The sequence below is a fragment of the Bradyrhizobium sp. Rc2d genome (assembly GCF_900099855.1).
In the GTDB taxonomy this organism is placed as follows: Bacteria; Pseudomonadota; Alphaproteobacteria; order Rhizobiales; family Xanthobacteraceae; genus Bradyrhizobium.
This window is the reverse complement of the sequence record NZ_FNCU01000054.1, coordinates 38,391-55,289: the sequence shown is the minus strand read 5'-3', so window position 1 is coordinate 55,289 and position 16,899 is coordinate 38,391. Positions and strand designations below refer to the sequence as shown.

The 16,899-nt window shown below is 60.7% G+C and carries 18 protein-coding genes; 15 read left to right on the top strand and 3 right to left on the bottom strand.

Going from position 1 to position 16,899, the window contains the following annotated elements:
- Positions 1-282 (bottom strand): transposase (locus BLV07_RS38950; protein ID WP_143035638.1); only part of this gene is annotated, 282 nt, incomplete at its 3' end.
- A 219-nt stretch (positions 283-501) separates the two neighbouring features.
- On the opposite strand from BLV07_RS38950, the gene BLV07_RS38945 reads away from it, so the two are divergent.
- The 7 genes from BLV07_RS38945 to BLV07_RS38910 all read left to right on the top strand — a co-directional run bounded on the left by BLV07_RS38945 (position 502) and on the right by BLV07_RS38910 (position 6,508).
- The gene (locus tag BLV07_RS38945; protein ID WP_143035637.1) at positions 502-1,191 is read left to right on the top strand and encodes a hypothetical protein; all 690 of its coding nucleotides are present in this window, start codon (positions 502-504) and stop codon (positions 1,189-1,191) included.
- Between the two features lie 1,080 nt (positions 1,192-2,271).
- Positions 2,272-2,679 carry a cupin domain-containing protein gene (locus BLV07_RS38935; protein ID WP_091896927.1) on the top strand — a complete coding sequence of 136 codons (408 nt, stop codon included), beginning with the start codon at positions 2,272-2,274 and terminating at the stop codon, positions 2,677-2,679.
- Between the two features lie 145 nt (positions 2,680-2,824).
- Positions 2,825-3,793 carry an ABC transporter substrate-binding protein gene (locus BLV07_RS38930; protein ID WP_091896925.1) on the top strand — a complete coding sequence of 323 codons (969 nt, stop codon included), beginning with the start codon at positions 2,825-2,827 and terminating at the stop codon, positions 3,791-3,793.
- A 243-nt stretch (positions 3,794-4,036) separates the two neighbouring features.
- On the top strand, positions 4,037-4,720 hold the full coding sequence (gene plsY / locus BLV07_RS38925) for a glycerol-3-phosphate 1-O-acyltransferase PlsY (protein ID WP_091896923.1): 684 nt from the start codon (positions 4,037-4,039) through the stop codon (positions 4,718-4,720).
- Positions 4,721-5,056: 336 nt separating this feature from the next.
- Positions 5,057-5,743 carry a Crp/Fnr family transcriptional regulator gene (locus BLV07_RS38920; protein WP_143035636.1) on the top strand — a complete coding sequence of 229 codons (687 nt, stop codon included), beginning with the start codon at positions 5,057-5,059 and terminating at the stop codon, positions 5,741-5,743.
- A gap of 146 nt (positions 5,744-5,889) precedes the next feature.
- Positions 5,890-6,315, top strand: coding sequence for a hypothetical protein (locus tag BLV07_RS50180; RefSeq protein WP_091896918.1), 426 nt, complete (start codon positions 5,890-5,892; stop codon positions 6,313-6,315).
- 10 nt (positions 6,316-6,325) lie between these two features.
- Positions 6,326-6,508: a hypothetical protein gene (locus BLV07_RS38910; RefSeq protein WP_091896915.1), complete on the top strand. Its 183-nt coding sequence runs from the start codon at positions 6,326-6,328 to the stop codon at positions 6,506-6,508.
- 119 nt (positions 6,509-6,627) lie between these two features.
- Here BLV07_RS38910 and BLV07_RS38905 read toward each other — a convergent pair whose 3' ends face one another.
- Positions 6,628-6,837, bottom strand: coding sequence for a hypothetical protein (locus BLV07_RS38905; protein WP_091896912.1), 210 nt, complete (start codon positions 6,835-6,837; stop codon positions 6,628-6,630).
- Positions 6,838-7,021: 184 nt separating this feature from the next.
- Here BLV07_RS38905 and BLV07_RS38900 point away from each other — a divergent pair, with 184 nt between their 5' ends.
- The 5 genes from BLV07_RS38900 to BLV07_RS38880 all read left to right on the top strand — a co-directional run bounded on the left by BLV07_RS38900 (position 7,022) and on the right by BLV07_RS38880 (position 11,963).
- The gene (locus BLV07_RS38900) at positions 7,022-7,444 is read left to right on the top strand and encodes a hypothetical protein (protein ID WP_091896910.1); all 423 of its coding nucleotides are present in this window, start codon (positions 7,022-7,024) and stop codon (positions 7,442-7,444) included.
- Between the two features lie 1,245 nt (positions 7,445-8,689).
- Positions 8,690-8,923 carry a metallothionein gene (locus BLV07_RS38895; protein ID WP_091896907.1) on the top strand — a complete coding sequence of 78 codons (234 nt, stop codon included), beginning with the start codon at positions 8,690-8,692 and terminating at the stop codon, positions 8,921-8,923.
- 171 nt (positions 8,924-9,094) lie between these two features.
- Entirely contained in the window at positions 9,095-10,021 is a 927-nt protein-coding gene (locus BLV07_RS38890; RefSeq protein WP_091896904.1) for a complex I NDUFA9 subunit family protein, read from the top strand.
- 199 nt (positions 10,022-10,220) lie between these two features.
- Positions 10,221-10,676, top strand: coding sequence for a cupin domain-containing protein (locus tag BLV07_RS38885; RefSeq protein ID WP_091896901.1), 456 nt, complete (start codon positions 10,221-10,223; stop codon positions 10,674-10,676).
- A gap of 135 nt (positions 10,677-10,811) precedes the next feature.
- Positions 10,812-11,963, top strand: coding sequence for an acyl-CoA dehydrogenase family protein (locus tag BLV07_RS38880; RefSeq protein WP_091896898.1), 1,152 nt, complete (start codon positions 10,812-10,814; stop codon positions 11,961-11,963).
- 209 nt (positions 11,964-12,172) lie between these two features.
- On the opposite strand, the gene BLV07_RS38870 is transcribed toward BLV07_RS38880, so the two are convergent.
- Complete coding sequence (locus BLV07_RS38870) at positions 12,173-14,341, bottom strand: putative bifunctional diguanylate cyclase/phosphodiesterase (RefSeq protein WP_091896891.1); 2,169 nt, start codon at positions 14,339-14,341, stop codon at positions 12,173-12,175.
- A 463-nt stretch (positions 14,342-14,804) separates the two neighbouring features.
- On the opposite strand from BLV07_RS38870, the gene mepA reads away from it, so the two are divergent.
- The 3 genes from mepA (at position 14,805) to BLV07_RS38855 (ending at position 16,750) form a co-directional block, all read left to right on the top strand.
- On the top strand, positions 14,805-15,749 hold the full coding sequence (mepA, locus tag BLV07_RS38865) for a penicillin-insensitive murein endopeptidase (protein WP_091896884.1): 945 nt from the start codon (positions 14,805-14,807) through the stop codon (positions 15,747-15,749).
- 288 nt (positions 15,750-16,037) lie between these two features.
- Positions 16,038-16,247 carry a TOBE domain-containing protein gene (locus tag BLV07_RS38860; protein WP_091896881.1) on the top strand — a complete coding sequence of 70 codons (210 nt, stop codon included), beginning with the start codon at positions 16,038-16,040 and terminating at the stop codon, positions 16,245-16,247.
- Positions 16,248-16,249: 2 nt separating this feature from the next.
- A complete protein-coding gene (locus BLV07_RS38855; protein ID WP_091896878.1) occupies positions 16,250-16,750 on the top strand; it encodes a hypothetical protein in 501 nt (166 codons plus the stop codon).
- The last annotated feature ends 149 nt before the right edge of the window (positions 16,751-16,899 follow it).

The following is a 16,899-nucleotide window of genomic DNA, read 5'->3' as shown; positions in this document are numbered from 1 at the left end:
CATCACCTCGATATTGCGGCACGCCTCACGTTCCAGGCGGCGACTGGATTGCACCCGATTGAGATAACCGTAAATGTAAAGCTTCAGAAGGACTGCCGGATGATAGGAGGGCCGGCCCGTCTCCTTGGCGATCACACGCTCAAACCCCATTCCATGCAGATCGAGCGCCTCGACGAACACGTCGATCACATGGACCGCGTTGTCTTCGCTTACCCAATCCTCCAAACATTCCGGCAAGAGCGTCAGCTGGGATCTGTCCGCACCTTCAACGAAGCGTCCCATCCGTATCCCCCATCAGGAAACGGAGGAATCGTAGCTGACTCGTGGCTTTTCACACAGCCAGGGCCAGAAGCGGCAGTTAATTCGTCCAAGCTTCTCTGACTCTAAGGCATTCCGACTATCATTTACGGAACTTTAGTGCCTTGCGACCCACAACCAGGGGATGTTGGTATGCGGCAGTCTCATACCGGCTATTACTCACCGTCGGTCGTTGGAAAGACGATGGCTCAACATCGCGCGAAATGGCTGATGGTCCTCTGCCTCTTGAGCAGCACTTTAACGGGGTGCGGCAACTCGCTAAGCGAGACAATCCGGTACAGATTGACGTTCAACGTGGCCGTGGATGGCAAACCCGTCAGCGGGTCTGGGATCATTCAGGTCAAACAGTCTGACACGAGAGCCCTCTTTGGATCTATGGGAGGTTTCGGCAACGAGGTGACTGGGGAAGCTGTTACAGTCGATCTCGGCTCCCACGGCGAGTTCTTCGCTCTACTACGCGGTCCGAGAGTTGGCCTTGGCAGGCTCGGCGATCCCGCGTGGTTGCTGTTTCACGCATTTGGTGACCTACTCAAATCGGAGACCGATCCCCTTCCACAAGTGCGACTTTTGAAGGAGCAACGGGCGCGTCGAGTTTTGCATAGCGATGAAACCCCGATGTTGGTCCGCTTTCGTGATCTTGATGAGCCGAAGTCGGTCGAGCAGATTGATCCGGCAAATCTAGCCGCAACTTTCGGCACTGGAATTGTACTTCGTGAAGCCGTCATTGAGGTGACAGAAGACCCAGTGACGGCCGGTATTGAAGCGAAGCTGCCGTGGCTCAAGACCATGAAAACTCAGCTTGACGGCGATCGACTGCATTCGGGAGCTACGCTTGCCAACGAGCTGAATGCCTACGATTTTTATCGAAGATAGCGAATATGGCTGGCGTCCCGCTCGCAATTGAAATCTTGTGGTTAGCCCTTGCGCTCTTGGAAGCATGGTCGGCATTTCATTCAGCGCGACGTGATCCACGCTCCACCGCATTCATGAAAATCGCCTTGGCGGGCCTTCTACTGGCCGCGACTTGCACAGTGCCTTTCTGGCTACGGAGCGATGTAATTGGAGAGGGGGTATTCGCGCACTTTTTGCTCATCGCGTTCTGGACGATGATCACTATTGGCGTGCCTATATGCCCTGGGTTGATGGTCGGCACATTGCTGGCGATGTACAAGAAGCGGTAACCTCCGCTACGGGTCTTGGCCGTGTAGCGTTTTCACACAGCCAGGGTCGCAAGCGGCGGTTGGAGCATTTCGCCGGGCAACACGCCTCGCGGACACGGGCCCCATACACGGCAAGCGATTGCCTGGCCGCCGTTGCGGCTTTTGATTTTACGAAATCTGGTTGACGTGTGGGGCAAAACAGGGGCAGGATGGCATCGTGGGGCGGTGGCCCAGACGTCCATCAACACTTACCGCCTCACAAGTCTTGGTGATGCGGTGCCGGCATGTGACGCGGAGGGCAAGAGAGCTCTATGCCTAGGGGTTTTTCGATTCTGGTGACGCTGCTAACAAGCTTGCTGATCGTTCATGGTTCTCTTTGGATCAGAGGCATCAAGCCATCGCCTCGACCGAGCCTCTTGGAACATCTAACCTGGGAAACTTTTCCAAGAGACGATCAACAACGGCAATATCTGAAGCAACGTTTTTTAACGGGGATCGTGGTGCTTCCAATAGTAGCATTCCTCGTCCACGCGCTGTTTGAACAGCTGGCCGGATAGGATGGGTTGAGCTCTTGCCAAACCCATCGCTCAAATTGGCGGACGCAGAATCTAGATGAGCTCGATCCGATTTGTGAGGATGAAGCTTGATGGGTTTCGCTTCGCTCTACCCATCCTACGAGCTGGCTGCCACAAAGCTTGTCTCCAACGGCCTTGGCAATAAGCACCGCGACGAATAATCTAGCCGCGCTTATACTGAAACAGGCGTTTATTTTATTATTCTGGGGGAGATCTCAATGAAGCTCGCTCACATTTTGGCGTCGATTGCGCTGGTCACAATCGTCGTCGTGAATCCTGTCGCTCTCGCACAAGAGCCTCCGAAGCTGAAAGTGACTCCATTGCAGAAGGAGCCGCTGACGGGGCAATCGGACAAGGAAGTTATCTCCCTGATCGTCGAGTGGCCGCCCGGCTCTGGCACCGGCCTTCATACCCATCCCGGCGACGAATACACGACCGTGCTCGAAGGCGAGGTCATCGGTCGAAAAGAGGGCAGTGAGGCCAAGACTTATACGGCGGGACAATCCTATCACAATGAACCCGGCGTCGTTCACGAGGCAAACAACAAGGGAAGCGTTCCCGCAAAAACATTCAACGTCTTCATGGTTGAGAAGGGAAAACCAGTAACTGAACCAGTGAAGCGGTAACGATTCTCGAATCGCGAACCGACTGCAAGAACGACCCGCGAGTTAGCTTGCGGCTTGGCTTCGAAAACGCGATTTCCGTTCTTGGACCTCTATCGTTGGCACCTCTGCCTTAAGTTGGTCCAAGGGGCTTTCCGAGGTCGCACGCATGAAACGGCGCGAATTCATTACGGCCTTTGGCGCTGCGGCAATGACTTTGCCATTGCCCGCTCGGGCACAGAAATTGGCAATGCCGGTGATCGGCTCTCTCAATCGCCCGAGCCCCGGGTCGGAGACGTTCGGAGAGGCGTTTCGCCGCGGCCTCAAGCAAATGGGATTTGTTGAAGGCCAGAACGTTTCCATCGCGGGTCGTTGGCCCAACGCCAATGAAGAACTACGAGACGCCGCAGCCGACTTGGTTCGTAAGCGCGTCGCTCTGATCTTTACCGCCGACAATGGCGGGGCATTGGCCGCCAAAGCGACGACCTCGGAAATCCCTATCGTGTTCGTGGTGGGCCTCGATCCAGTCGCTATGGGCCTGGCTGCCTCCATCAATCGCCCGGCCGGTAATGCCACTGGGGTTGCGTTCCAGGTGAGCGCGCTGGAGCCGAAGCGGTTCGAATTGCTGCATGCTCTACTACCCCACGCGTCTTTGGTGGGGGTGCTGGTCAATCCGGACAATCCAAATGCGGATGTAACAGGCCTGCGATCAGCCGCATCTTCCTCGGGACTGCAACTGCTTGTTCTGGAGGCGCGAAACCTCCCCGAGCTCGAACAGGCGTTTGCGACATCGGTCGAACGTCGAGCAAACGCGCTGCTTGTAACCTCCGACCGCCTCTTCAATCTTGAACGTCGTCGTGTCGTTGATCTAGCGGCGCTTAGCGCCATACCCACGATGTACCCGTGGCGCGATTTTGCTGACGCCGGCGGCTTGATGAGCTACGGCAACAGTCTGACCGACGCCTTTCGGCAAGGCGGGATCTATGTCGGCCGCATTCTGAAGGGGGACAAGCCGGCCGACCTGCCGATTTGGCAGCCCACCAGATTTGAGTTCGTGATCAACCTCAAGGTCGCAAAGACGCTGGACCTCGAAATCCCGCCCGGTCTGCTGGCGTTTGCGGACGAGGTGATCGAATAAGACTAACGTCCGCTTGGGCCATACCGGACAATGAAATGAGCTAGTCGATGACCGGTGGGCTCGACCCAAATCGCGTAGGATGGATTGAGCCCTTGCGAAACCCATCACCCCAATGGGCGGACGCAGCATCTAGATGAAGCTCGATGGGTTTCAAGCGTCTTGGCGTTTTCGCGCAGCCAAGACCCATAGCGGTCACGCGAAGTCGGAGATAAAACAGCGTTCTGGAAACTGGACATAAAACCAATGGCTTTTTGGACAGCGGGCGCGGTTGGGTTGGTGATCGCCTATCTCCTCGGGTCAGTCCCCACGGGCTATCTGGCGGGGAAACTGCTCAGGGGCATCGACATTCGAGATCATGGCTCCAAGTCCACCGGGGCAACGAATGTCTTGCGGACCCTCGGTAAATGGCCTGCCTTGTTCGTGCTCGTGGGCGATGTGCTGAAGGGCGTGAGTGCCATCATCGCCGCACGTTGGTTCTGTCCTTGGCTTTATGCAGAACTATCCCCGCCGCCGACAGCGTCTGATCTGCAAATCTGGGTGCCATGGGCTGTTTGTCTGGCTGGAATTGCCGTGCTGTTGGGACATAGCCGATCGATCTGGCTGAACTTCACCGGCGGCAAGTCTGCTGCGACCGGGCTCGGTGTGTTGCTGGCGATGTCGTGGCCCGTGGGATTGGGGGCTGCAGCCGTCTTTGGCGTTGTGCTGGCTATGACCCGGATCGTTTCCTTGAGCTCGATGCTCGCGGCGTTGACGGCAATCGTTCTCGTCTGCGCGGTCGAGCACCCATTGCCGTATCGGTTGCTCGTTATCGGAGGCGGCTTTTACGTGATCATCCGCCATCGCGCCAACGTTCAAAGGCTTTTGGCGGGAACGGAGCCGCGTCTGGGTCGAAATGGCCGGGATGCGAAAGCGGAAGCGCAGGTTTAGCAAAGGACCTATTTGGGGCCGCTCGTGGCCCGAAGGCGAAGATCGCGATGGCGCCGGGCACGTCAGCAGCCGGGGCCAGACCGGACGTGGTGGTGACGCGGCCAAATCGACGAAAATGCCCCCAAACGGACCTCAACTATCATCCACCAGGCTCCCGTTTAGGTATCCAGAGCGCACGAACGATTACCGGGACCCCTGCACGGCAACGTAAGAATTGTGAGGAACGGATCGACCTCATCCGACTTTGTCGTCACGTACCCCTTCCGTGGTAGCGCCCTCGGAGCGTTGATTTACCCCCTGCGGACCGGCCCGACCGATCGGGCGATAGGTGCGCAAGTGGATGATCCTCTTCGCAACAAGCTCTTAGCCCTTCTTCCCCGACGGGACCTCGAGTCTGTAAAGGAGAGGTCGTCGGTCGTCGGATATGCCCAAGGCGATGTTGTTCAAAAGGAGGGGCAGGAAATCACGGCCGTTCACTTCCCGCTATCGGGCATGTTCTCGCTTTTGGTCGTGCTGAAAGATGGTCGGACGGCCGAAACGTCCGTCGTCGGGCGGGAAGGCATGATCGGAGCCCGTGTGGGCCTTGGGCCGCCGCGCACGTCCCTCGTTCGCGTCGTCGCCCAGCTACCGGTTCAAGCCTTGAAAATTTCAGCGAAGGAGTTTCGGAACTTGGTGACGCACAGCGCGCCTATGGCGAAGCTGTGTGTCAGGAGTGCTGACGTGTTGCTCGACCAAACCAGGATGACAGCTGCCTGCAATTCGCTGCATGGCGTCGAACAGCGCTTCTGTCGGTGGTTGCTCCACACGGCGGACCGCGCAGAAAGCGATCACTTCGTACTGAAACAGGAGCTACTGTCCGAGATGCTGGGCGTGCACCGCACATACGTCACGGATGTCGCAAACAGGCTGCAAAAACGAGGAGCCATTGCCTATTCGCGGGGAAAACTTCAGATCCTGGATCGCAGCCTCGTGCGAGATTTATCGTGCGAGTGCTATGGCCTTCTCAAGCGAAATAGTTCCTAGCATTTCTTTCGAGCTCGCGAATATTTACGTCGACAACCAGACATAACGGGTATCTACTTCTTCGATCACCGCACCGTCCTTAAGGCAGTTATCGGTGAAGAGAACGCCGGTTGCGCTCCCGCCCCAACTTAAATGGAGCAGCGCCGATGCGACGCCGTTTCAAACAAACCAGCACCCTCGAACAGCGGCTGCTCGAACAGGCAGAGCGTCTGCGCCAGCGGGCCCAAGCCACTCCGCCCGGCGTTGAACGCGAAGGACTTTTGCGTCGTGCGCGCCAAGCCGAGACCGCTTCCCGCGTCAACGACTGGCTTCGCCCAAGGAATTGCGGCCGCCAACCTAGCGCGGAGCAGCAATTCAATATGGTCGGATACCGAGCATTTATTATCGGCGAGGATGGTCACATCTGCGAGGCGCGGGTGATTGAGGCGGCCAGTGATGAAGCCGCTGTCAAGGCCGCACGGCGCTTGATCAACCGCCACGGCATCGAGATATGGCAACTCGGTCGCAAGGTCGCGATCCTTGACGCCGATGATGCAGCGCAAAGCGCTGCCGCCACGCTCCCGCCTGTATGATAGCGAAGCCATGCTCATTCTAATCGACAACCCGGAGCGCCGCGCCGAGCTGATCTCGCGAGTTCGGGCCCGTATCGATTGCGAAATTGAAGAGGTGAGCGAAGCGCTGTGCGAAGGTCGCCCAGCGACCCGCGCCTTACGCTTGCTTGAGACGCTCACGAAAATCCTGGCAGAGCTGGAGGTGCAAAAGTAAGCCGCCTCGGTTGGCGACCTTTTTCATTTCGAACGTCACCTGTTGGCCCTTCGCGACATTGCACTGCCGCGCGATCCCGGTCGCTAACGGGGCATAGGATGTGCAGAAGACTCAGTCGTTCAGAGATGAGCACGCGGCAATAGCCATCCCATGATCTTCTGATACGGATCGCGACGACTGCGGACGAATGCGTTCTCGTTCTGCTGAGCGGCGGCCCTGGCGAATTCAGAAATCCCCTCCATAGACTGCCGTTTATCCTTCGGAAGCTTCGCCCATTGGCGAATGATCTTCCGGCGGGCTTCGCGTTGCTTTTCCCTTACGTCAGGCATCGGGATGCTCCTTGAAGAGGATTTATTCCGGTCGACCTAGTATTGTTTGGGCTCACTAGAACTTCAACGTCCAATCAAGAACTCTTAGCCCCTCTGATCGTGCGGCGCTATACACGGGAGCGAGTCTCATATTGGCTTTGCAGGCCCGCCGGCCTAGAATTGCGGCGATCGCAGGACGGGCGAAATGCAGTATGTTTGCGACGCGCCGAAGGGCAAGACCTGGTTCCGTATCGAGACGGAAGGTGAAGCGATGCATGAGTCGCGCCTGATGGGTCACACAGTTGAGAAATATTTCCGCCGCGAGCGGGAGAAGGCAGTCCAGTCCTGGCGTCCCGAGCGGCCCAACGCGATCGAGCGCGACATCGGCCTCGAGGCCCATATACAGCGAGAGATGCCGCTTTTCCTCACGCTGCGCGACAGTGAGGGCAATGCACTGACGACAGCGATGCTGCCACCCGGTGGCAAGGATCGCGGCGGGTTCCGGATCATCATCGTTGCCGCATCCAATGCCGATCCTTATCCTCAGCAGGACGCGGCTATCGCTGCACTGGGAGCGCATTTCGGTCTCACACTCGATCGCAACCGCTGCTTCCCCTACGGCCGCTAAGGAGCCTGTCAAGTATTGCCGCTTGATTGGAGCGATGTCGGCTCATGTGAAGGGTTTCGGATGCCGGCCGCTTGAGGGACGTCGCCGCGCGCTCGGCGGCCGGCGTCCGAAACCCTCTCACACAAGCGGCGGTCGAAGCGAGCGCGGCCCCGCGTCCGCTCTACCGACAATAGCCGACATCACAACAGGATCAGCGTTGTTCGGCTAAGGGGCCAACAGGCGACATTCGCAAACTGAAAGAGGCCGGCAACTGAAGCGGCCTTAGTATCGCTCCCAAATCCTTCGGCTCGGGCGCTCTTTTGTGAGCGCCGGGGGTCACTCTCTAGTCCGGTACTGCTAATCGCAACGGCGGACCCTGCGGACCGAACCGTCGTCGCGCTCGATCGTGACGGTGCGGCATCCACCGCGATATCCGCGATCATATCCGTAAGCGCGATAAGCGGGTCGATCGTACTCTCGGTAGTAACGCCGCTCCGGGCCCACTCTCACGCCGCCGAGCGGAGTTTCAACGGCAACTTGAGCTGACGCGGGCGCAATGGAGATCGGCGTGGCGATAGCGAAACCAGCAACCGCCAGTACACCGGCCAATAACAGAGTTCTCATACGAGTTCCTCCTGAGTATTGCAGTTGCTTTCCAACATCCCAGGTAGGGCAAGGTTCCTGCACGACATTCATCCAAACGGCGGGCGGCTCAGACTTAGGTCGCCCGCCTCGGATGGAATACGGACAGTGCTGGCCCGCCGCGCATATTCCTGAACCAAACAAATACCGACCGGAATGCCTGTTGAGGGTCAGACTCCGAAGAACTCGCTTTCAGCACAACGAGTCAGCTTTACTTCAATCAGCTGACATCAAGGCGGAGTTTGCAGAGGTCTGCGTCGAGCCAAAGCGGCGGTGCATTTCTGCAGCTACACAAGAGGACGAAAGGTCCGAGCCCCTGGCGGGAATGCCGGCTAAACATTCGCCGCGGTCGGCAAACTGCATTGGCAAAAATCGCGCACATCCTCGGATTCTCAGAAGGGGTGGCGCAAGTTGACGATTCGACCAATCAACTTGATCCCGTCTCTACAGTTGCCCTCGGGATGCCAACTGAGGTGTTTCAGCGGCCGGGGCGCACTGGCTCCTAGACGATCTGAAGCAAGTCAGGTCGAATAGGAACAATTGGTGAACTCCGCCGTTCGTAGCGCACCGGCCGATGAACGTTCCAGGTCAGCCAAGAACGCCGTGCGGCGTGAAGGAGGCACAATGTCGACATGCGAAACCTGCGGCAATGACTATGACAAGTCTTTTCAGGTGGTGATGAACGGCCAGGCGCACACGTTCGACAGCTTCGAGTGCGCAATTCATGCCTTGGCGCCAACGTGCAAGCATTGCGGAACGCGCATCGTGGGACACGGCCTGGAAAAGAGCGGCACCTATTATTGCTGCGACCACTGCGCCCAGAAGGAAGGCGTGACCGACCTCCGCGATCGTGTGTAAAGCCAGGAATAGACTCGGCGGCGTTGCACGCACCTTCCTCGGGAATTTTGGCGCCCACGCGGGGGAGGTGAGATGAAACCGGCTGCCGTTGCCAGCCGCTTTCGCGAGAATAGACGACCGACGAGCCTGCGGTCTCCGCTGGCTTGAGACGATCTCAGTACGAGTTGCGCTATGGCGCCCGCAAATAATCGCCTTGTTACGGTGTTCGGTGGAACGGGGTTTCTCGGCCGCCGCGTTGTTCAACATTTGCTCCGGGCGCCCGAGTTTTTCGTTCGGATTGCATCAAGACATCCCGAACGAGGCAGACAGCTTTTTGGTCACGACGACCCACGCCTCCAATCCGTGAACGTCGATCTACGCGACGAGGGTTCGATAGCCGCTGCTGTTGATGGCGCATACGGCGCCATCAACACTGTCAGCCTCTATGTTGAACACGGACAGGAGACTTTTCATTCCGTGCATGTGGAATCAGCCCGGCGATTGGCGGCCAGAGCACATCGAGCTGGCGTCAAGCGGCTCATCCACGTTTCCGGAATCGGCTCTGATGCCACGTCGCCGTCCCTCTATATTCGCAAGCGTGGCGAAGGCGAACTCGCGGTCCGCGCAGTATTTCCTGAGGCTACGCTGGTTCGCCCGGCGGTCATGTTCGGCCCGGATGACGCGTTTCTCACCATCATCCTCAAGCTGCTCCGCCGATATCCGATCTATCCGATGTTCGGCCGCGGATCGACGCGATTGCAGCCGGCCTATGTTGACGATGTGGCCGACGCGATCACAAGAGCGCTTCTGAACACCGAATCGAACGCAATCACGTATGAATGCGCGGGTCCTCGCATCTACACCTACGAAGAGCTTCTCAGAACCGTCGCGCACGCAGCCGGCCGCAGCCCCATGCTCATTCCAGTACCGTTTGCTGCTTGGCATGTGGCGGGATGGATTTCGGAGCTGCTTCCAAGGCCGCCCATCACACGGAATCAGGTGGAGTTGATGCAGATCGCCAACATCGCGTCGGTGGGAATGCCAGGATTTTCCGAGCTTGGAATCCCGCCGCAATCAGTCGAACAAATTGTACCAACAATGCTACGGGAAAGCTCATAGGATGGGTTGAGTTCTTGCGAAACCCATCGCCCAAATGGGCGGACGCAGAATCTGGTAATGCTTTGTTAGCTCGATCCGATTTGTGAGGAAGAGGTTTGATGGCTTTCGCTTCGCTCTACCCATCCTGCGAGCTGGACTCTGGTAGCTCCAAGGAGTTCTAATGTGTGTCTTGCTCCACATTACCGTGGGAGGAACTCACATGAAAAAGCTCTTGGTGATAGCGGGCTTGGTGGCGTTCTCATTCCCAGCGACCGCGCAAGACACGCCGACGCGGGTCACCCCTGATGCACTTGCGTGGAAGGAGAACCCGAGCTTTCCCAAAGGTGTCCAGCTCGCAACGCTGGTTGGAGACCCAACAAAAGCGGGGGATGTGGTTGTCTTGCGTATCAAATTCCCCCCAAATTTTCAGATGCCGCCGCACACTCATCCCTATTCCGAGGTCGTGACCATCATAAGCGGCGATATTGGGACTAGTCACGGCGCAACGTTCGAGAAGAAGGGCGAGTTGTTAAAGCCAGGCTCATTGTGGGTATATCCGGCAAAGCACCCTCACTACGCCTGGACGGGAAACGAGGAGGCCGTTCTCCAAGTTCAGTTTGTCGGTCCTGGAGGCATCGATTACATCAATCCAGCCGACGATCCGCGCAAGAAGTAAGCGTGGTCCGTACCGTCTTCGTGACTCCCGATCGGATGGAACGAAGCGGTTGGATGTGACCTTGATCCTCGCTACCAAATAGAGGACCATCGCGTTCCTGACCGCTCACGGCAGAATGGGCGAGGAAACGCAGCAATGAACGCAACTCCCGGAGTTGGCCTGGTCGAACGTGCCCGCGCCATCGCGCCGCTGATTGCGAGCGAAGCGAATGAGATCGAGCTCACGCGGCGGCTGACGCCCGCGGTCGTCTCCGCGCTGATCGGGAACGGGCTCTATCGCGCCCTCCTCCCGCAAAGCCTCGGCGGCGCTGAAGCCCCGATCGAGATCTTCATGCAGATGCTGGAGGAGATCGCGAAGGCGGATGCCTCGACCGCCTGGTGCCTCGGCCAGTGCAGCGTCTGCGCGATGATCGCGGCCTCGCTCGACCATGACACCGCGCAGGAGATCTTCAACACGCCGCCCGGCATCCTCGCCTGGGGTGCGATCGCGCATGAGGCACGCGCGGTCGAGGGCGGCTATCGCGTCACGGCGCGGTGGGATTTTGCCTCGGGCTCGCGGCAGGCGAGCTGGCTGGGGGCGCATGTGCGTATCGTCAATGCCGACGGCACGCCACGGAGGAATGCCGACGGGTCACCGGAGGTGCGTACCATTCTGTTTCCGGTCGCGAGCGCCGTGCTGCACGATGTGTGGCAGGCGATCGGGCTCGCGGGCACCGGCACCGATTCCTACGAGGTCAGCGACCTCTTCATTCCCGAGCGCTTTACGGCGTTTCGCGACGTGCCGTTTGCGCTGCGCGAGAAGGGTCCACTCTACAAGGTCGGTACCGGCTCGACCTTCAGCCTTGGCTTTGCCGCGGTCTCGCTCGGCGTCGCGCGCGCCACGCTGGATGCGGCCATCGCACTGGCGCGTGGAAAACATCAGTCACTCGCGACCAGCGCGATGCGCGACAACGGCGCGGTCCAGGGGCTGATCGGCCGCACCGAGGGGGACTTGCGCGCTGCGCGCGCGTATCTCTATGCGACCGCGCATGCGATGTGGCGCGATCTCTGCGCGACCGGCGAGTTCAGTGCGGCGCATCGCAGCGCGGTTCGCTTGGCCGCGACCTGGACCCTCCATCAATCGGCAAAGGTGGTCGACGCCGCCTATCACATGGCCGGCGCAACCGCGGTGTTCCGCAGCAATCCGTTCGAGCGGCGGTTTCGCGATATGCACGCCATCGCGCAGCAGATCCAGGCGCGCGATACGCATTATGAGGATGTGGGGAAGGGGATTTTGGCGGGGGGCTGATGGCAACCGCAACGGCGCTGCGCTCCCTCCCCCACTAGCGGGTCGCGACGAGCTTCGCTCGCGCTGAGAGGGTTGGGGAGAGGGTGTCTCCGCCGTGAGACTCCCCGAGAGGAAAAACCCTCACCCGACGCTTCGCGCCGACCTCTCCCGCAAGCGGGAGAGGTTAGCGGAGAGAGCAGCGCGTCCCTTACATTCCAAAGAGGTGAGCCTCACGCCACCAGCGCAGCGTCCTCGTCCGCGGCGTCGATGCCGCGCTGCGCCGCCAAGAGGCTGATGATCTCCGCATTCGGCCTTGCCTTGCTGAACAGAAAGCCCTGGCCCTCATCGCAGCCCTCGGTGCGGAGACAGCTGAGCTCGGCTTCGGTCTCGACGCCTTCGGCGGTGATGGTGACCCCCAAGCCCTTGCCGAGGCTGACGATGGAGCGGATGATCGCCTGGGCTTCGCGGTTGGCGCCGAGATCGCGCACGAAGGACTGGTCGATCTTGATCTTGTCGAACGGGAAGCTGCGCAGATAGCTGAGGCTGGAATAGCCGGTGCCGAAATCGTCCATCGAGATGCGTACCCCGAGCGTGCGCAGCGCATGCAAGATCGCCAGCACCTGCGTGCTCTTTTCCAGCAGCAGCGTCTCGGTGATCTCGAGCTCGAGCCGCCGCGGCGACAGGCCGGAATGTTTCAGCGCGTCCGTCACCATCGACAGCAGATTGCCGCTGCGGAATTGCAGCGGCGACAGGTTGACGGCGACACGGACGTCGTCCGGCCAGGCCGCCGCATCCAGGCACGCGCGGCGCAGCATCAGGCCGCCGAGCGGGTTGATGAGGCCGGTGTCCTCGGCGACCGGAATGAACTCGGCCGGCGAGACCATGCCGCGCTCGGCATGCGGCCAGCGCACCAGCGCCTCGAACCCGGTGATGCGGCCGCTCTGGAGGTCGATCAGCGGCTGGTAATAGGGGCGCAGCACGTCGTTCTGGATCGCGTCGCGCAGCTCGACCTCGATCTTGCGCCGGCTCTGCGCTTTTGCATCCAGCGCCGCCTCGAAGAAAGCGAAGGTGCCGCGCGAATCGGCCTTGGCGCGCGACAACGCCATGTCGGCGCTCTTGAGCAGCTTTTCGGACTCATCGCCGTCGCCGGGCGCCATGGCAATGCCGATCGATGCGCCGATCACCACGGAATGGCCGTCGAGCAGATAGGGATCGGCGATGGCCTCGAGCAAGCGCTTTGCCAGCATCACGGCGTCCTCGGGACGTGCCAGGCCGCTTTGGACGATGGCGAACTCGTCCGAGTTCAACCGCGCCAGCGCGTCCTCCTCGCGCAAGGTGGAGCGCAGCCGCTTGGCAACGCCGCGGAGCAGCTTGTCGCCGACCGCGTGTCCCAGCGTGTCGTTCACCGCCTTGAAATTGTCCAGCCCCAGCATCAGCAGCGCGACCTTGTCGGTGCTGCGCCGCGAATGCAGCAGCATCTCGTCGACCTGCTGGCGCAGCAAATTGCGGTTCGGCAGGCCAGTCAGCCCGTCGTGCTGGGCCATGAAGGCGAGCCGCGCCTCGGCGCGCTTGCGCTCGGTGATGTCCATCAGCGCGAGCAGCACCGCGGGCCGCTCGGCATAGGTCAGTTCGCGCGAGTAGATCGCAAGGTCGATCAGCGCACCGTCGGCCTTGACGTGCTTCCAGGTGCGCCCGGCCTGCTCCGCGCCGGTTGGATCGATGGTCCAGGGCGGCTCGCTGTCGAAAGCCTGCAAGGAGCGGATCTTCAGCCGCTCGAACTCGGCGCGGCTATAGCCATAATGCGCGATCGCGGCATCGTTGACGCCGAGGATGCGTTCATCGTCCAGCGCGCAGACGATCATGGGCACGGGATTGCCGTCGAACAGCAGGCGGAACGAGGCCTCGCGCTGCTTCAATTCGGTGATGTCGACGCGCAGGCCGACGACGCCGCCGTCATCGGTCAATCGCTCGTCGATCAGGATGACGCGGCCGTCGGCGAGCTTCTGCTCGTGGCGCGCGCCGGGCTGATAGAGCTTTTGCAGCCGTTCGGCGATCCACTCGTCTTCGTGGCCCACAGCCTCGGGATAGTCGCCGCGGGCGACGCCGATACGCAGCGTGTCCTCCAGGCGCGCGCCTTCGACGAACAGATCGGCGGTCTTGCTGTAGATCTCGGCGTATTTCTTGTTCCAGAGCACGTAGCGGCCGTCGGCATCGAGAAACACGATGCCCTGCGGCAGGATGTCGATAGCCTGACGCAGGCGCTCGTGGGATTTGCGCGCTTCCGCGATCGCGGCTTCCGCCTCGGCACGGCTGCGCAAGAGTTCATCGCGGTCGGCAGGCGGATGAGGCGTGCGCGCGAAGCGCGGCTTGCGCGGCTGTCGGCCGGCTTGGGCAAGCACGTTGCGCTTTCGCTTTCTTGTCTTTCGAGACCCCAAACTCAACTTCACTCGTCCCAGTCACGCCCAGTGACCGCAAGCTTGGGGGCAAGTGTCTGAAAAAAAAGTAATCTTGCCCGGCTGCGGCCCGCGCGAGGAGGCCCCTTGCTGCCTGTTTGCGAGGCGCGACTGCGTCGATGGGCGCCGCCAACCTCATCCCGACGCCGCGGTGACGGACCGATCTGGCGCAAAATTACGCGCGCGCTTGAATCATTTCCGAAATCGCGCGCGATTGCATGCGAACCGCGGTTATTCCTCACGTCGCGCACGAATTTTGGTCAATGCAGAACAGGGTTATCGCGCGATTAAGGATCGACCATCGCGCGTGCGACTTTGGGATGACGCGACGGATGTTGGCCGGCCGTGTGATCGATGCATAGCGCTCAATTCTTAACCCTGACGCGGCGTTGGGTTATAAGGATTCGGCATGAGTCCCCGCCGCCTCGCTCCTCTCCTGCTTTTTGTGACATTCCTGGCTGCCGGTAGCGCGCTGGCCCAGGACAAGGGCAGCGTCACCCCGAAACCGCTGCCGCCGCTCGCCAATCCGAACGACCCCTCCCTCGCCGCCAAGGAGCTGTTCGCGCGCAAGCTGCTGCCGTCGAAGGGATCGGCCCATGTCATCGGCTCCTACACCAAGGGCTGCATCGGTGGTGCCATGCAGATGCCGCTCAACGGCGACAATTGGCAGGTGATGCGGCTGTCGCGCAACCGTAACTACGGCCACCCCGACATGATCGCACTGATCAAGCGGCTCGCGGCCAAGGCGCACAAGGACGCCGGCTGGCCCGGCATCCTGGTCGGCGACATCGCCCAGCCGCGCGGCGGGCCCGCGCTGTCAGGCCATGCCAGCCACCAGATCGGTCTCGATGCCGACATCTGGCTGACGCCGATGCCGGACCGCCGGCTCTCGCGCGAGGAACGCGAGGAGATGTCGGCGGTGATGATGGTTCGCCCCGACCGGCTCGACGTCGATCCGAAAGTGTTCACGCCAGGCCATGTGCTGGTGCTGCGCGATGCGGCGCGGGAGCCGGCGGTGCAGCGCATCTTCGTCAACGCCGCGATCAAGAAGGCGTTGTGCCGCGAGGCCAAGGGCGACCGCGCCTGGCTATCGAAGATCCGCCCATGGTGGGGCCACGATTATCACTTCCACATCCGCATGCACTGCCCGGCGGGAGCCGGGGAATGCGAGGGCCAGCCGTCGCAATCCGAGGACGAAGGCTGCAAGGCCTCCGATCTCGCCTATTGGTTCTCGGATGCAGTGCTGCACCCAAAGCCGCCGCCCGAGCCGCCGAAACCGAAGCCGCCAATCACGCTGGCCGACATGCCGGCGGCCTGCAAAGCCGTGCTGCATGCAGCGGATGCGAAGCCGTAGCCTCTCAGCCGTCGTCCTGGCGAAAGCCAGGACCCATTACCCCAGGGAGGAGTTGCGGCGCGAACTGGTCAGTCTTCGCCAAACTGCATCTTGTGGTAATGGGTCCTGGATCGGCGCTCCGCTGGTCCAGGACGACGAACCGGGTTGGTTCGCGCCACCGAAATACGTTACAATACGTCGCCGCGCTGCCGTAAGCGTGCGACACCCGTCGGGACGCGCATCCCGCTCCAGCCGATCCCATCCGCATGCGCGGCGATATCGCCGTGCGCCAGCCACCGCGAGAACTCCATGCGCATCAGTGCACGCAATCAGATCAAGGGCAATGTCGTCGAGGTCACAAAGGGCGCCACGACCTCGCATATCCGCGTTGACATCGGCAACGGCACGATCGTGACGTCCTCGATCACCAACGAAGCCGTCGACGATCTCGGCATAAAGGCCGGCGGCAAGGTCACCGTGGTGATCAAGGCCTCCGACGTCATGATTGCGGTGGATTGATCATGAAATCGTCTCTCCTCATCGCGCTGCTGCTGCTCGGCGCAGCCCCCGCCTTTGCCGAGGAGCCCAGCGGCTGCGACAAGTTCAAATGGCCGATCGAGCGCGACCGCGCTGCGCTCATCGCGCCGGACCGTGCCAAGCTCGTCTCGGGCAGCGAACAGGCGGCGGTGCCGTCATCCGCCATCACGCTGGGGCTGGTCGCGCCCGCGGACGCAAAATTGCCGACGCCGCCTGAGCGCGCGCCCAAGGACGGCACCTTCGCGGGCTTCACCAGCATCAAGACGCCGAAGGCCGGGCTCTACGCGATTAGCCTGTCCACCGGGGCCTGGGTTGACGTGGTCCAGGATGGCCATGTCCTCAAGCCCGTGGCTTTTAGCGGCGCGACCGATTGCGACGGCATCCGCAAGACCATGAAATATCAGCTGTCGGCACAGCCCTTCGTGCTCCAGGTCAGCGGCGCCAAGGACAATTCGGTCTCGATCGCGATCCTGCCGGCGCAATAGCTCGATCCGTAGAGGCAAACGGCCGCCTTTGACCTGAGCCACCAGCCTGCTATCTTCGCGAGCAGCGATATCCCTGCCGGCCGTAAGCCGTCGCAAGGCCCGTGGAACAGCGCGTCCGCCCGTCGCATCAGACCCACCCAACGCCAGAT

Bases quoted from the DNA above. Each gene is read 5' to 3' on its own strand.
- BLV07_RS38945 (WP_143035637.1), top strand. From the start codon at position 502: ATGGCTCAACATCGCGCGAAATGGCTGATGGTCCTCTGCCTCTTGAGC.
- BLV07_RS38935 (WP_091896927.1), top strand. From the start codon at position 2,272: ATGAAGCTCGCTCACATTTTGGCGTCGATTGCGCTGGTCACAATCGTC.
- BLV07_RS38930 (WP_091896925.1), top strand. From the start codon at position 2,825: ATGAAACGGCGCGAATTCATTACGGCCTTTGGCGCTGCGGCAATGACT.
- plsY (WP_091896923.1), top strand. From the start codon at position 4,037: ATGGCTTTTTGGACAGCGGGCGCGGTTGGGTTGGTGATCGCCTATCTC.
- BLV07_RS50180 (WP_091896918.1), top strand. From the start codon at position 5,890: ATGCGACGCCGTTTCAAACAAACCAGCACCCTCGAACAGCGGCTGCTC.
- BLV07_RS38910 (WP_091896915.1), top strand. From the start codon at position 6,326: ATGCTCATTCTAATCGACAACCCGGAGCGCCGCGCCGAGCTGATCTCG.
- BLV07_RS38905 (WP_091896912.1), bottom strand. From the start codon at position 6,837: ATGCCTGACGTAAGGGAAAAGCAACGCGAAGCCCGCCGGAAGATCATT.
- BLV07_RS38900 (WP_091896910.1), top strand. From the start codon at position 7,022: ATGCAGTATGTTTGCGACGCGCCGAAGGGCAAGACCTGGTTCCGTATC.
- BLV07_RS38895 (WP_091896907.1), top strand. From the start codon at position 8,690: ATGTCGACATGCGAAACCTGCGGCAATGACTATGACAAGTCTTTTCAG.
- BLV07_RS38890 (WP_091896904.1), top strand. From the start codon at position 9,095: ATGGCGCCCGCAAATAATCGCCTTGTTACGGTGTTCGGTGGAACGGGG.
- BLV07_RS38885 (WP_091896901.1), top strand. From the start codon at position 10,221: ATGAAAAAGCTCTTGGTGATAGCGGGCTTGGTGGCGTTCTCATTCCCA.
- BLV07_RS38880 (WP_091896898.1), top strand. From the start codon at position 10,812: ATGAACGCAACTCCCGGAGTTGGCCTGGTCGAACGTGCCCGCGCCATC.
- mepA (WP_091896884.1), top strand. From the start codon at position 14,805: ATGAGTCCCCGCCGCCTCGCTCCTCTCCTGCTTTTTGTGACATTCCTG.
- BLV07_RS38860 (WP_091896881.1), top strand. From the start codon at position 16,038: ATGCGCATCAGTGCACGCAATCAGATCAAGGGCAATGTCGTCGAGGTC.
- BLV07_RS38855 (WP_091896878.1), top strand. From the start codon at position 16,250: ATGAAATCGTCTCTCCTCATCGCGCTGCTGCTGCTCGGCGCAGCCCCC.